The 15,603-nt window shown below is 31.6% G+C and carries 13 protein-coding genes; all 13 read right to left on the bottom strand.

Annotation, left to right across the window (positions count from 1 at the left end; genetic code table 11):
- Nucleotides 1-61 precede the first annotated feature (61 nt).
- Entirely contained in the window at nucleotides 62-526 is a 465-nt protein-coding gene (locus FLACHUCJ7_RS19370; protein WP_180910107.1) for a hypothetical protein, read from the bottom strand.
- A gap of 90 nt (nucleotides 527-616) precedes the next feature.
- Nucleotides 617-1,909 carry a PH domain-containing protein gene (locus tag FLACHUCJ7_RS19365; RefSeq protein WP_180910106.1) on the bottom strand — a complete coding sequence of 431 codons (1,293 nt, stop codon included), beginning with the start codon at nucleotides 1,907-1,909 and terminating at the stop codon, nucleotides 617-619.
- A 386-nt stretch (nucleotides 1,910-2,295) separates the two neighbouring features.
- Nucleotides 2,296-3,195: a hypothetical protein gene (locus FLACHUCJ7_RS19360; RefSeq protein WP_180910105.1), complete on the bottom strand. Its 900-nt coding sequence runs from the start codon at nucleotides 3,193-3,195 to the stop codon at nucleotides 2,296-2,298.
- Nucleotides 3,196-3,572: 377 nt separating this feature from the next.
- A complete protein-coding gene (locus FLACHUCJ7_RS19355) occupies nucleotides 3,573-4,166 on the bottom strand; it encodes a hypothetical protein (RefSeq protein WP_031457540.1) in 594 nt (197 codons plus the stop codon).
- A 700-nt stretch (nucleotides 4,167-4,866) separates the two neighbouring features.
- Nucleotides 4,867-5,430, bottom strand: coding sequence for a hypothetical protein (locus FLACHUCJ7_RS19350; RefSeq protein WP_180910104.1), 564 nt, complete (start codon nucleotides 5,428-5,430; stop codon nucleotides 4,867-4,869).
- Between the two features lie 160 nt (nucleotides 5,431-5,590).
- Complete coding sequence (locus FLACHUCJ7_RS19345; RefSeq protein ID WP_180910103.1) at nucleotides 5,591-6,019, bottom strand: hypothetical protein; 429 nt, start codon at nucleotides 6,017-6,019, stop codon at nucleotides 5,591-5,593.
- 126 nt (nucleotides 6,020-6,145) lie between these two features.
- Complete coding sequence (locus FLACHUCJ7_RS19340; RefSeq protein ID WP_180910102.1) at nucleotides 6,146-6,754, bottom strand: hypothetical protein; 609 nt, start codon at nucleotides 6,752-6,754, stop codon at nucleotides 6,146-6,148.
- Nucleotides 6,755-6,942: 188 nt separating this feature from the next.
- Nucleotides 6,943-7,419 (bottom strand): hypothetical protein, encoded by a 477-nt coding sequence (locus FLACHUCJ7_RS19335; RefSeq protein WP_180910101.1) that lies wholly within the window; start codon nucleotides 7,417-7,419, stop codon nucleotides 6,943-6,945.
- A 137-nt stretch (nucleotides 7,420-7,556) separates the two neighbouring features.
- Nucleotides 7,557-8,315 (bottom strand): hypothetical protein, encoded by a 759-nt coding sequence (locus FLACHUCJ7_RS19330; RefSeq protein WP_180910100.1) that lies wholly within the window; start codon nucleotides 8,313-8,315, stop codon nucleotides 7,557-7,559.
- 252 nt (nucleotides 8,316-8,567) lie between these two features.
- The gene (locus tag FLACHUCJ7_RS19325; RefSeq protein ID WP_180910099.1) at nucleotides 8,568-10,340 is read right to left on the bottom strand and encodes a RagB/SusD family nutrient uptake outer membrane protein; all 1,773 of its coding nucleotides are present in this window, start codon (nucleotides 10,338-10,340) and stop codon (nucleotides 8,568-8,570) included.
- Nucleotides 10,341-10,345: 5 nt separating this feature from the next.
- Nucleotides 10,346-13,627, bottom strand: coding sequence for a SusC/RagA family TonB-linked outer membrane protein (locus FLACHUCJ7_RS19320; protein WP_180910098.1), 3,282 nt, complete (start codon nucleotides 13,625-13,627; stop codon nucleotides 10,346-10,348).
- Nucleotides 13,628-13,696: 69 nt separating this feature from the next.
- Nucleotides 13,697-14,617: a FecR family protein gene (locus FLACHUCJ7_RS19315; protein ID WP_180910097.1), complete on the bottom strand. Its 921-nt coding sequence runs from the start codon at nucleotides 14,615-14,617 to the stop codon at nucleotides 13,697-13,699.
- A 92-nt stretch (nucleotides 14,618-14,709) separates the two neighbouring features.
- Nucleotides 14,710-15,225: an RNA polymerase sigma-70 factor gene (locus FLACHUCJ7_RS19310; RefSeq protein ID WP_180910096.1), complete on the bottom strand. Its 516-nt coding sequence runs from the start codon at nucleotides 15,223-15,225 to the stop codon at nucleotides 14,710-14,712.
- Nucleotides 15,226-15,603 lie beyond the last annotated feature (378 nt).

The raw sequence follows: 15,603 nt of genomic DNA, 5'->3' as shown, positions 1-15,603 counted from the left end.
ATATGATTTTAAAATTACAAAGTCTGAAGAAGACTTTACTGAGCCGGATATTGTTTCCTAATTAATCCCCAACTACTTTATCGTATCTTTTTTTACCTATTTTATCAAATTCCTTTTGGGTAAATCCATATTTAGACTTGTAATGTTGCGGATTAAGTTCAAAAAATATTAAATCGTTAAGTGAGGATATTCCTTTTAGGCAAGCGCCGTTATTTGTGTATACAGCTTCATAATCTTTTTGAAACTTATAATACATCTCTTTTATTTTTGGATAATTTTTTTCCTTCAATCCAATAAAAGAATAATATCTTATATTCACATTTTCATTTTCGGTTAAATAAAGCAAGTCCTCTATTGTTGCAACTTTTAGTAAGTTTTTAAAATCGTCGTTCCCTTGTGGCCAACTTGTATTTATTGAGGTCTCTTTACTCAAAATGTCTACTGCACTTTTCACTTTTGAGTCAAGTGTGTGTCCACAGGAAATCAAAATTGATATTATGCAAAATGCTAAAATATATTTTTTCATAAATTATTTTTTATTATCAAAACTATTTATCGCATTTGTCTAAAAGTCAAACTAATTCTACCATTTTCCTGTAGCAGTACTTGCCGTTTTTTATAATCCAATAAAGGTTTCGTTATTTTCAATTTCTTTCATCGCAGAATTTTTGAGTTCGTTTTCATCAAAAAAGTTTCTTATAGCACTTGACATCCCCATAACAAATAATTCTAATTCCTTTTCGTTGATTTTCATTAAGAAATTTTCATTATTAAGTATGAATTCGATTCCGTCACTAAAAACATTAAACTTTAGTAATTCTGAAAATAGTATTTCAAAGTTTTTACTTCCCGACAAAAATACAATTCTAAAATTGGTTAAGTATATAGTTCCTCTATGCGTAATTGTAATTTCCTCTTCGATTGGAACAGAACGTCCGTAACTAACATTATATTCCATGTCTTTAAAGACTGGAACAGAAATGCTACGAGTTCTGTGTGAGTAACCTTTGTTAACAGTTTTACGTTCTAATAATTTTGCTTCCAGAGCGAAGTAACATTCTTCTGAGTTCCTTAGAGTTATTGGCGGATTTGGGATTATGGTAAAAATTCCATTGTTTAAATTCCATAAAAGTTTTGCATATGCTAATTCATCTAAACTTTTTTTTGGGAAAATAGTTGAAATTTGGTCTTTTTCAATTTTTAAATTCTTAAGTATTTCGTTTAATTCCGTTTCTTCTGTTGGTGAAAGTCTTTTGTCTGATAACTTTTCGTTTAATGCCGTTTTTAATAAGGAAGCTGCAACATTCAGTCTTATACTTTCCACTTTTTCTTTTGGCATATTCAAATATTCAGCAAGTATAAAGATTTCACTTTTTTCTTCGTCAGTTAATATTTTGTCGTCATAAGATTTTTTGATTAAACTTTCAACAGCTTTATCGCAAAATAGTTTTCTAATGTTTGAAACATCGATTAAGTTTAAATTAAAATTTGAAACAATATCTTCTAAATGGCTTATTTCTTTTTCAGAAATATGTAAATCTAACAATGTGTTTTGGAGTGCTCTTTTATAAATTTCTTTACCAATATTATATTTCTTTTTGTCGTTGATTGGTTTTGAACTTTTGGCAATTTCCTGATTAACTTTAGCTATTAAATTTTCTTTATCGTCAAAATTTAAAGAATTAATTATTTTGTTTGAGGTGCCAAAACTTTGCAAAAAAGCTAAAAACTCATCTGAACTTTCAGGGTTTTTATTAAACAATTTGTTTGTAACTATTGGTAAACATAATACCCCAATTATCATTATAATAAGTGCATTTATATAGTCTCCCCCAATTATTCCACCAAATGAAGCAAATATAAGAGTTACTCCAATAATCCATCTTATCATGTTTAAAATAATTTTCAATACTTTCATTTTTTATTTTATAATTGTTTAGAATTAATGATTTTAAGGCTTTTTAGGGAAATTTACCAGTAAAAATAACACTCGCTAATTTACCCAAATTTAGGTGTATATACGAAAGATTTATTTTGTATTATTTCTCAAATATAATTTATTTATAATTAAAGTTTATCTACTAAAATTCTAAAAACACTCTTTCGCACTGTTGTCTTTATGAAATCTAAAGCCCTAGCCCATATTGAAGCTATATCCTTTTAGGACGGGCTTTAGCACAAAGGATACAGCGGGCGTTCCATTTAAAAGTCAGGATACCTTTGATACTTTTACGATTGTAATATGCCTTTAAATTTATGCAAAATCAGAAGAAGACTTTGCGCAGCGGTGAGTCTTTAATTCTCACTTAATATTTCAATTACATTTCCTTTCAAATCTAATTTTGCAGAAACTATGTTAATTACTGTTCCACCATAAATGTTTTTTGCACGAAATTTAGTAATAACTAAAATATGGTCGCCTTTGTCCGAATGTGTTGTGACTATATGTTTATAACTATCCGGGTCATTCATATTGTATTTAATATATCTTTCTAAAGCTGTATTTTTACCGTTATAAGGACTAAATAGTTTATCAATATTCTCTTTTCGGTTTTTATTGAATTCTTCTTCAGCTTTTGCTTCTGCAATCTCTTTCTCTTTTTCCTCTTTTTCCTGAATTTCTTTGATAATTTTTGCTCTTTCCGGTAAATAAGTTTTAACTAAACTGATGAAAGTTTTGTTCAGCGTTTTTTGAGTTAGATAAGATTTAGAAAGTTTTTCATTTTCTAATTGCGTAAGTTCTTCATTTGTCATTTTTGCCAAAATCTCTTTTGCAAAATTCACATCTTTAGATTTTTCGATTTCTTTTTCTAATTCAGTTGCTTTATTTTCTTTCTTTCTATATTTAGATTTTACATCGTTAATTAATTTTAGCGCTTCGTTAATTTTTCCTTCGTCAATTTTTTTTGAAGCATTTTCAACGATTAAATCATAATTAGATTCTTTCGATGTTTCACTAATTGAAGCTGTGTAACCAATTAGCATGATTCCAACAATTACCACAATCCATTTTACTCCACTTGAAAGATTTAATTTAGTTTTGTCTGTAAAACTTTTATAGGTTTTTGGTATTAAAAATAACCCTAATAATATTGGAACAATTGACATAGATGGCTCTTGAGATAAACCAACAATTCCAAAAATTAATAATAAAATTCCAAAAAACCATTTCAAGATTGCCTTAATAATTGTCATAAATTGTTTTGTTTTAAAATTTATCGTTTGTTTTAAATAGTTCTTTTTCCACAATTTCGGCATGGCTTACTACTAACGTTCTACGGCTAGACCCATTAGTGGTAAATTTAATAAAAATATCTTACGGAAGAAAGAGTTTAGGAAAACCGATACGTTTCTGGCGGAGCATTTAATATCTATTCTGCCAAAAGAAATGTTAAAACAATAACGCTATTAAATTCTCTAAATGCTTACTTTAGATGTAATGAAATATCGCAGTCAGTTTACCGAAGTATTCCCGTTAAAGTCAGGAGACTTTTGACACTTTTACGGATTGTAACACGATTTTAAAATTACGCAAAGTATAAAGGAGACTTTGCGTAGCGGGGAGTAGCGGGTTAATCTCTAAATTTAACTTCTATCTTTTTATTAAAAACTCTGTTGTCAGATGTTTTACATTCAAATTCTACTTCATATACTTCGTTAATAAAGACTCCTTCATTTATAAAATCTGAATTAAACTCTATAATTTTATTATTAACTGAATTAATATCAGTAGTATTAAATATTGAATTAGTATTATTAAAAATCGATATTTGATCTTTAATTTCTTTGATCTCAAATAAATTTTGATTTGCGCTTATTACTTGATTTCTGAATGTAAAATCTTTATTAAACTTCAGTGAAAAAGTATTTTCTAAAATTGAATTATTATAGATTGTTTCTGGCAATGATGTCGCATAGCATTTTTCAGCTAAACCTAAATTAAGACTTGCAACAGTTACAATTTTTTCTGTTACGGCAAAGACAATTTCATTTTTAAAAACTGATGTGTCGACATAAGAATTATATTGGTGATTTTCTTTCCTTTCTTTTATTGTAACACTTCTAAATTCTATATCATTAATTATTACGTGCTCAGGTGGTGTACAACCAAAATCCAGAATAATAAGTAAAAGATAAATTCCTGTAATTTTAAATATTTTTTTCATTTTATTTAGTTTCAATTTATTGCGTAGAATGTCTTACAGCGTGTCTGAAAAAAGACTTTTCGTAGCGTGGCTATTCATAATGTAAACCAACTTTATATTTTAACCTTTTTTCGTTTTTAATCTTATATTTCACTTCAACAACAGCTCTTGATGTGCATACTTCATCTGATACTAATTTGTAAATTAAGATTAGACTATCCTTTCTAATATCTATATTTCCGTCATATTCCCCACAAGCATTTGCATTAATTATTTTTGTAATTTCAATAGTTTTGCCAATGTATTTCGGTTCAAATTTTGAGTTTAGTACAGCTTCATACTTATTATAATTTTCTTCATCTATTTCGGCTATAAATTTAGAATTAAAGGAAACTAAATCTTTGCTTTTTTCGCTTTTTTTTCTTCACATCCGAAGAAGCAATTCATAATAATTAGACCAACTAATATTCTCATTTTAATTTATTTAGTTTTTTTTTATTTTCTATTTTTAGTCATGCAAAACTGACGCATAATGTTCTGCGACTACAGCGGGCACATCCAAAGCATCCCGTTAAAAGTCAGGAGACTTTTGACAGTTTTAGGAATTGCAAACATGATTTTTTAAATTAGGCAAAGTCGCTTTAAAACAAGTAGCAGATATACAAAAAGATCGTTACATTATTACCAAAACCCGCTTGCACAAAATGATGTTAGCGGCGGTTTATTTTCTTTTCAACAAGCTTTCCAATATACTGTAGTCACCTTTTTGTCCAAAATTATCAGTAATAGCACTTGTACCAGTGATTTGACTAGCTCCACATCCAAAACATATTTTTGCGGTTCCAACAACAACATCGTTTTTTTTAAAAATTAAAATATCGCGATATACATAAATACAGCCTGTAGCGGTTGGATTTTCAACCGACTTTTCAATAAAAATACTGTCAATCCCTTTAAACTTTGATTTTGGTATTTTTGTTTTTACGTATCCAATTTCATTAAGTTTATCAACAAACTTTAAGTCTAAGCTATCTTTAGGAATTCTATCCAATATAACTCCCATTTTGAATGAGTCAATCTCGGTTTTAGATTGATTATCATATAATTCACTTAATTTGTCTTCATCGTAATTGTTGAAATAGTGGTCTATTTCATCGTACTCGAAAAACTTCTTACCAATAATCTTTTTTGGATTAGCTTGACTAACGTTTTGAGATTCTTGTTTTCTCTTAGTTTCACAGGAGAATACTAAAATTATAATTAAAGATAGAAGGATGTTTTTCATAAAATTCTGATTAATAGTAGCCAACATTTTGTTAATACAGGGGGGGGTAAGACTAAATTAATCTCATTCTTAGAATTACAAATTAAAACAAAACCATCTTTCCATTAAGCCAATTATCCAAATTCGTTGTGGTAGTTGTAATATGCAGTAGATTATTTTTTCAAACTTTATTAAAGAGTTTTCCGAAAATACTTTTCAAAACTAAAAATAATAATCCCAAAATTACCATCACTAAAAAAAACACAGGACAAAATTTCACTTCAACTTCCTCTTCATTAAACACTCCCATTGCAATAAATATTACCGTAAAAAATACACCAAAAATAATGCTGTTAACTATATTTAGCTTAAACTTGTTTTTGTTTCTCTTCAAAATCCAATCACCCACAATTATTTGATAGAAACTTGAAATTAATATGATGCCAAAGGTAAATATTAAATATACGATATTACTAACTTCATATCTTTCACAAGCTTCTAATTCTGAATCAATTGCTAACTTTTCAGTGATAAAAAAGTATGACATGAAAATTAATGTCCCAATTGTAATTGGTAAAATAGTTTCTAAGAAGGTTTTAAATGTTTTCATTTTTAGCAGGAAATTGTTTATCTATTGCTGGAACGTCTTGCCGCTTAGCTACATTGAGGATTCAAGGTAGATTAAACTTTCTATAAAGCCTAATCGCGCCATATTACAAAACGGCGGTAGCTGTTGTTATTTTCTGTTTTGCATTCTATAATTTAAGTTTTGGTTTCTGAAAAATGCTTCCAAATTTCGCCAATCTTCATAGGTAACTAAAAAATATTTTTTATTAATATTTAAGTCTTCACTATAACTATAATGATCACACCCAAAGCATAAGTCAATATATGACCACTTCTTTTTCCTATAAATGAATATGGTATGATGTGGCTCAAAACAATAATTACCGTCATATAAAATGTCATTTTTTTGTTTCGAAATAACTTCAATTAGCTCTTGCTTTAATTTTGAGTCAAGTTCAATTTTCTCTCTTATTATACTCTTATTAGGTTTTCCATTTTTAAGTAGAGGCTTTACTATAGCTCTTTTTTCTTCTAGTTTTTTAAATCTCCTTTTAATTTTTTTCCTAATTCTTTTACTTGGGTTCTCAATTTTAAGTAAAGTTGTCAATGTAGTTTTTCCATTTCCTTCTTCTTCCCTTATAAAATAAAAATCCTCGTGACTAGCTAATACAATTTTTTCTGCTTTTTTTATAGAATTTATTAAACTATCATTTGCAATTTGGGAAAAACTTAAGAGAGAATTTAAGAATACAATAAGAGTAATTATTTTTTTTATCATAAGAATGATTGTGCGTTTATTTCAAAGTTCTTATACAATAACAGCTAACGTTCTCGAGCTACAAGCAGTTTGGGATTAAGGAAGCCAAATCTTAGGATAGACACAAATTTATCTAATACAAGACCAACCTTAAATTAAGCCAAATACCCAAATTGCTTGTAGCTTGTCTTTGCCGGTGTTTTTATTTTTCAGTTTTGTGTTTCTATTTTTTTTAGACTTTTCAAAATAATGATTGGCTTAAATAATACTTTTTCACAAGCGTAACAATTTTCAATTCTGTATTGTTCAAACTCACCAAACTTTGTTTTGTAAAATTCAAATCCACTTTTCTCAATTTCGAATTCCGCATAACAGTAAGCGAATGGTAAATCTAATGGAGTATGAAACCAATCTATTCTTGATTTTTCATAAAATTTGAAGTTCCCATTTTTGTCCGTTTTGGCAATTTCAGTTCTTAAATCTCTTGATTCATTTGAGCCAATTTCTTTATCAATATAATACTCTTTTTCAATTCTGTAAACTATTGCATTAATAACGGGTTTATTATTTTCGTCAATTACTTTTCCTTCAACATTTGCCTCATAGATTACTTTCTGAGGATGAATGAAAATTCCAATTATTAAAATTAGAAGAATTAAAAAGAAAATTTTGGTTGATTTTTTCATTTTTGGTGTCGTTTAGGGAAAAAACGGCTAACACTCTGTTACTACCTTTAGATTTGCATAATCATATCAAATACAAAACTATCTTTCCATTAAGCCAATTGCCCAAATCCGTTGTAGCTGTCGGTAATAATTCTTTTTTATTTTATTCTACTTTTTAAATCACACTCTTTTTCAATATTTTGTTTTTTTTGAGAATTTGCAAATTCTTCGCTTGATAATTCTTTTGCTGTAAGTTTTTTATATTCAGTTATCTGACAATCACAAAATTTGTTTAAATCATTTGTTTTTGCATATCTACTATTTTTAAGATTACTTAAAATATCCTTTTTTACAGTTTCTTCTATTTTACTTGTCCAATTCATTTTCGTATTAGAATCAAAACACTCTTCCAAATTTAATGTACTCAATTTATTTTCTGATTTTAATGAAATTAGAATTTCATCAATTTTACCAGATTTTAATTCATCAATATGTTTTTCTGATATGTTTTTATCATTTGCAAGTTTTGTTACTATACAAATGCAATACAATCTTCTTTGATTTTCATCAGGAATCATTCTTTTCGAACCACTCATCATTTCTGCAATATCAATATTAATTCTATTTATTGTGATGATTTCAGGATTTTCTTTGTAAGTCGCCAAATTCACAAAAGCTAAAATTAAAAATGCACCAAAACAAATTGCAAAATACTTGATAAATTGAAATGAACGAATTTTTAATTTATCTTTTGATATTCCACTACCAATTATCCAAGTGCAAAAAAATATAACTAAAAAACAGCCAATTAAAATTCCTGGAGAAGTAAAAGTTAAAAGTTCATGACTTGCACTTACATATTCAGAACCTGCACCGAATAATAAAAATACACCAATAACTATTTTTAAAATTTTCATATTTCGTATTATTTTTTCAAATATAATTTATTTATAATTAAAAACTTATCTGCTAAATTTCTAAAATACTCTTTTATAATATTGGTTCTATGAAACCTAAAAGCCCTAGCCCAGATGGAAGCGGCATCCTTTTGTGCCGGGGTTCGGCACAAAAGATATAGTGGACAGCTGGAACCAGCTCCTGATTAAAAAACAAAAGCCTGTCTCTCTCGAAACAGGCATTTTGTCAAAAAAATAAACTAACACAACTTCTTACTTATATCCTTCGTTTTGTTCCAGATCTTTTGCATCGATCACGGTTTGCGGAATCGGGAAAAATCTTCTGTATGGCTCTGTGGCTGGTTTTGCAGTTCCCGGCAAATCAAATTTTCCGAAACGAAGGCTTTGTGGTCTTCTTTGCAGTTCCCAGTACAATTCGAAACCTAATTCTTTATACAATTGTGCTGCGTCTAAAGCGGCAGTAAGTGCTTTTCCGGGAGCATTTGCAAACAATGATTCTCTGTGTCTGCTGGTACGCAATGTGTTTAAATCGCTCATTGCTAAACCTGTGCTCCCTTTTCTGAAATAAGCCTCGGCTCTCATGGCATACACTCCGCCTAAACGGAACAACGAAATATCAACATTACTGTTACCGTTTCCTCCTTCGGGATCAAATTCATATTTAAAAATACGGGCTCCCTGATTGATTTCGTTTTGGGCAAAAACAGATTCTAATGGTTTTGTAAACGTTAATGTTGGTGTAAAATCCATTCTCGTAGTAGTACTTTTTTCCATATACAAAGGAGATACTTTGATACGGTTCCCTACCATTTCAAGAGATGCCGATGTCAATAATTTTGGTCCATACTGAGGTCCTGCCTGAATACCTCTGTTAAAGTGAAACCAAGGCAGGTTTTTATCATTGTTAGGCACAAGATCTGTTGCTGGAACGCTTACATCTGTACCATCATTCATAAACCAGGTACCGTCTGCATATTGGTAATGCTGGTGAAACCTTGGGTCATCATGATTTCCATCCCAGGTGGCATAAAATTCAGGAGTTGTACAGGCAGCATTTGTTCCTCTGTTTGCTGCAGAAGTTCTCTGGTTACGTTCCATACATACATAAGCGAAACTGTTTGATCCGTTGCGGATGTAATCTATTTTTTGTGAAATAGCAAAAATTAACTCTTTCCCCTTATCATTGTCTCTTGCAAAATTTTTGAAATAATCACTCTCTAAAGAAAATTTACCTGAGTCAATTAGCAATGAAGTGTAATAAATAACACGATCCATATCGGTTCCTGAACCTGATACGGCTGCTTCACTAAAATTGAAGTTTGAAGTTGCATTATAACGGTCTTTAAAAACGGCACGATTTAAATACATGGTACTCAAAAAAGCGTAAGCTGCCTGTTTTGTAAATCTTCCGTGGTGTGTGCTTTTTGTTCCTATATCAGCCAAATCAGGAATCAAAGCTTCAACTTCGGTAATTAATTGATCGATCTGAGTGTCTGCTTTAAAAACCTGCAAAGGTGCTTTGAAAACCATCGGATCTTTGTATGGCGCCTGTCCGTACAAATCCAGCGTGTGGTAAGTATAAAATGCTAAAAGTGCCTTGGCTTCAGCCAAAAACATTGCTTTGTCTGCAATAGTACTTTCTTCAATAGCTTTAATTGCAGTAAGGGAACGTGTAATTCCGTTGGTCAGCAAATTCCAGTTATCCACAACGATAGCGTTATTAGAAGTCCATGTAAATTCGTGCATGTCTCTCCATTTTCCACCGTCTCCCCAATCACTTCCGCGGGTTGGTAAAATAGCCTCGTCTGTTGTGTATTCCTGTAATGAAAAAACACCTCCGTGATCTGTAAATGTTCTGTCTCCCAATCGGTCATAAGCCGCAGCAAGTGCACCGGCAGGATCTGAGGCTTCACCTCCCAATACTTCATCAAGTACAACTTCATCAAGATCTGTACAGCTGGCAAAGAGAAAAATAAAAGAAAATAGCGTTATAATTTTTAAACTGAATATCGTTTTTGTCTTCATGATCATTATAATTTTAAAGTTGCACCAAAACTGAAAGTTCTGGAAGTTGGGTAACTAGCGTAATCGATACCGATAGACTGGTTTCCACCATTTGATTTTGGTGTATTCACTAAAGGGTCATATCCTGAATAATTTGTAATCGTAAGCAGGTTCTGACCTGTTACATAAAGCGTTAACCCGTTTATCCAGGTTGCGTTTTTAAGGTTGAAATCATACCCTAAACGAGCTGTATTTAATCTGATAAAATCTGATTTTTCAAGGAAAAGCGATGATAAAATCGGAGAGTTTGCAGAGTTTGCACCAGAGTCATAATATTGTGTCGCCACGTTTCTGTCTGAAGCAAGGTTATTGATGTTTAAAGCATTCAAACCTGTATTATTCAATAAATAACCTCCTGTCTGACCAATGATAGAGAATGAAAAACTGAATTTTTTGTATTTCATATCACTGTTAAGTCCGTAGTAAAAAGTAGGCAGTGCCCCTTCAAAAATAACGCGGTCGCTGTTATCAATTTTTCCGTCACCGTTTTGGTCTTCAAAAATATCATTTCCGTTAGCGTCAAAACCAATATGCTTTCTCATGTAAAATGATCCTGCAGCATAGCCGTTTTTGTAGATATTCGCATTTACACCCGATTGTCCAGGTCCTGAAACTGTTCCGGTTAAGATTTCTGAAACCGGTAAGTCTTCAATTTTATTTTTTAATGTTGCGCCGTTTACATCAACATTCCATGTAAAATCCTTTGTATTGATTATTTTTGAACCCAACATGATCTCGATACCTTTGTTGATGATTTTACCATCTTTAATATTTGTCCAGATTGTTGTAGTGGGGCTTAATACCGGTGCAGGAACATTTAGGATAGCGTCTGTTGTTGTTTTGTTGAAATAGTCAACTGTACCGTACAATTTATCGTTCCATAAATTAAAATCTGCTCCTACGTTAAACTGTGTAACAACTTCCCATTTTAAATCAGGATTGGCTGTTCTTACTACAGAAATTCCGTTTACCAGATTCAAATCGTCATACAAATAATATCCGTCTGCTCCGGATAATGAGTAGCTTGCTTTTGTCAGTTTGTTCTCTACTTCCTGGTTTCCTGTTTGTCCCCAGCTTGCTCTAAGTTTTAAGTTGTTTACAGCAGTAGCATTTTCAAGGAAACTTTCTTTAAAAATATTCCAGCCTAAAGCAAATGAAGGAAAGTAACCGTATTTATTGTTTTCTCCAAAACGAGTTGAACCATCTGCTCTCATCGAAGCGGTCAACAGGTATTTATCATTAAACGTATAATTTAACCTGCCAAAGTAAGACTGCAATTCGTTTTCCTGTGCATAACCTGTTATGACCGGTTTTTGTCCTTTAATGCCGGGATTGATTGATGGTTTTACTCCTACTCCTTTTTCATTAATGTTTTCGATAGTAAAATTGGTTCCTGATCGCTCAAATTTCTGATAAGAGAAACCTCCCAAAGCTTCGATTTTATGTTTGTCTAAATTTAGGTTGTACGTCAGATAATGTTCGATTAAAGAGTTTTTAGAATCCAGATTGTTCTGTACATACCTTCCTGTCGGGTTTAAATCGGTGGTGTTTGGATAAATGGTCGTATTTCTTTCAGATGTAGAACGGTCAATACCTACGTTTAATTTATATTCTAATCCGTTGATAATTCTAAAAGAAGTTTCTAAGTTTCCTAAAACTCTCAAAGTACGTGTTTCATCCTCGTAAATGCTTAACAAATAAGCAGGATTGTAGTGCGCATTCATATTAAAATTGGTGTACTTTCCATCAGCATCATAAACCGATCTTGTTGGGTTTGCCATCAGAGTATGTACAATCAATTGCCCGTTAGATCCACCGTCATCACTGGTTGGAACACCGTTATCCTTAGTTTCACTTGCTGTAAGGTTCAATTTTAATTTTAAACGTTTGTTGTCTAAAAATGATTCTGAAGCATTAATCCTTCCCGAAAGACGTTTGAAATTACTGTTACGGATAATCCCCTCCTGATCCATATGTGCTATCGAAGCATAATAATTTCCTGATTCTGTTTGCTTTGCAAAAGAAAGTGCGTTGTTTGTTGTAATAGCTGTTCTGTAAATTACGTCCTGCCAGTCTGTGTTTCCGCCGTGATCAAAAGCAGGGTCTTTAATCGCTTTTCTATATTGATCTGCACTTAAAACGTCCAGTTTATTAGCCACTTTTGCAACTCCTAAATACGAATCAAAAGTCATTGTTCCCTCGCCTTTTGCTCCTTTTTTAGTCGTCACAAGAATAACACCGTTAGAACCTCTTGCACCGTAAATAGCGGCTGCCGAAGCATCTTTTAAAACAGTAATCGATTCAATATCGCTTGTATTCAAAAAGTTCAATGGATTTTTTGCAGAAGACGCTCCAAAACCAACATTAGTTCCTGTAGGGCTCACATCGTCATTTGATAATGGCAGACCGTCTACTACAAACAAAGGTGTACTACCGCTTCTGATAGATCCTACTCCTCTAATTGTTACGTTTACTCCTGCTCCCGGCTCACCGCTTGCATTTACAACACGTACACCCGCAACTTTTCCCTGAATTAAGTTATCTACTGAAACATTTACACCTTGTTTAAAATTGGCTGCCTCTAATTGTGTTACGGCTCCGGTTACATCTTTTTTAGACTGTTTTCCGTAACCCACAACCAAAACTTCGCTTAACTCTGATGTATTTGGTTCTAACTGAATCGTCATAAAGCTTTTTTGAACCGCAACGGTTTTCATTTTATAGCCTAAGTACGAAACCTCAAGATTTCGGTCTTCTTCAACCGTAATTTCGAATTCTCCGTCAAAATTACTTACCGAAGCATTTTTGGTTGTAGCTTCTACAATGCTTACACCAGGCATTGGTACTCCGTTTTCGTCAACGATTTTTCCTTTTACCTTTATCTTATCTGCGGCTTCGTTCTTTTTTACAGCAACAGTTTTCTGAATCAGCACTAATTTTCCGTTGATGTTGTAATTGAAATTTGCTTTTTTAGAAAGGTCATTCAAAATCACAGTTACAGATTCATTCGTATCACTTACCGTATAGACCTTATTATCAGCGATAATTGCCTGTCCGTAACTGAATTTGTAGTCCGTTTGCTTGCTTAATTTTGAAAAAATAGAAACCAGCGTCGCCTTTTCTATTTTATTATCTACATTTGATTTTTTGTAATTGACTTTACAGTAACCGTTTTGAACGGAAAGCAATGTCAGGACCACAAAGAAAAGTCCTTTTAGAAAATTTAAATTGATTCGTTTAAAATACATGATTTAAGTTATTGGTTTTCGATACTTAATTATTAATCGCAGTTGTTCTCAGCAACTACTTTTTTGTTTTTAATTCATTTTTACTATTTGGCCATAAACTTTAAATTTTAGGTTGGTGATGTAATTTATCTGCTCCAGAACATTCTCTAATGTTGCGTCTTTTTTGATGAATACCGTTAATGGCATAGTTAATACCTGTTCGTTTTTTAACTGAAATGAAACGCCGTATTTATATTGTAAAATAGTGATAACCTGCTGAAGTTTAGTCTGGTCCAGTGTAAGATCTGTAGCATACCAATTGACCAAAAAGGACTTCTCTGCCACTTGTCTGGTCAGGTTTTGCGATTCGAACAAAGCCGCTTCATTCGGAATCAGATCAACACTTTGTCCTTTTGAACTCACATTTACTTTTCCGGTTACAACGATTACTTCGCATTTCGTTTTTGACATTTGTATGTGAAACGAAGTCCCCAAAACTCTTGTTTTGATTTCGCCCGATGTGATAATAAAAGGATGCTTTTTGTCTTTGGCAATTTCAAAAAATGCATTTCCTTTTAATAGTGAAACGTTTCGTTCTTCGCCAGAAAATTTTTCAGGATACTGAAATAATGAGTTTGCTGCCAGATAAATTTTCGAGCCATCACTTAACTGGATAGATTTGGGGATATCTGATGTTTTAAATGTCAATTGCTTCTCTGAAACAATTTCAGGTTTATAGAAAAATCCTAAACCAACAAGAAAAAGAATACTGGCAGCTGCCATATATTTAAAATAAGGTCTGAAGGTTCTTTTTCTGATTCGAAATTGAATTCCTTCATATATATTTTGAGAAACTTCATCAGGATTGCCCATTGAAGTTTCGTTCCATTTTGAATTTTGATAGTGGTTAAAAGCAAAATCATCCAACAGATTTCCTTCTGCTTCCGAAGTTTTGTTTCGGGAACTTTTATCGATAAGATATGCTAAACTATGTTTGATTCTTTTTCTCATAATACTTACTTGTTACCTGTAAGTACTGAATCTTTAAAATCGTACTATCCGGAAATATTATGAAAACATCAACAGAAAGTTATCTTAAAAAATTAACGAAAAATAATGAATGGAGCCAGCCACGCCAAATCTTTTAAACCTTCACGCAATTGTTTTACAGCTGATGAAATTTGGTTTTTTACAGTTTGTTTCGAGATTCCGAGTTCATCAGCAATCTGTTCTATTGACATATCCTGAAATTTATACATCAATAAAACTTCTTTTCTTTTTTCAGGAAGCTGCTCTAATAAAGAGTAAAGTAAATCCATTACTTCGGGATCTATAGACGAAAAGTTATCAAGGATGTAATCTTCAAATTGATCTTCCATAATGGTCTTGTCGAAACGATTATTCTGGTAATGTTTGAAAATCTGATTTTTGACTGCCCGAAACAAATAAGGTTCAATTGCATTAATGCTCAAATCATCTTTTCGTTCCCATAAATCAATAAAAACATCCTGAACAATGTTCTGCGCCAAGTCTTTATCCTGAGTCATTGTATACGAAAAGGAGGTGAGTTTTTTCCAGTAATCAGTATACGTTTTTTCAAAAATTTCAGGGTTTTTCATTGGTATTTGTAGTGGTATTTGTTGATGTAAAATAAGGAAATGTCCCTTCAATACTTTTTGTCTGAAGGTTAAGTTTTAATTAAATAAAAACCTCTTTTGATGAAGAAATACTACTATTTTGAATCAAAAATGATAATCGATTGCTGATTTCTTTTTTTTTATCTAACACAAAAATAGAATTCAGACTTTAATTTAGTGAGCTTTAAAAAAGGATAAAAATCATGTAAATCAATGTCATCCTGAGCGGAGTCGAAGGGCTTTTAAGTTCAGAAAAGGCTTCGACTCCGCTCAGCCTGACACCCAACCTTCGTACTGCCTCTAAAAATTTTAAATTATTTATCATATTCCCTTATCTTTATTAATACTTATTATTTTAAA

Source organism: Flavobacterium salmonis, from assembly GCF_903819435.1.
Classification (GTDB): domain Bacteria; phylum Bacteroidota; class Bacteroidia; order Flavobacteriales; family Flavobacteriaceae; genus Flavobacterium; species Flavobacterium chungangense.
The sequence above is the reverse complement of the archived record's forward strand: the minus strand, read 5'-3'. Positions and strand labels throughout refer to the sequence as shown.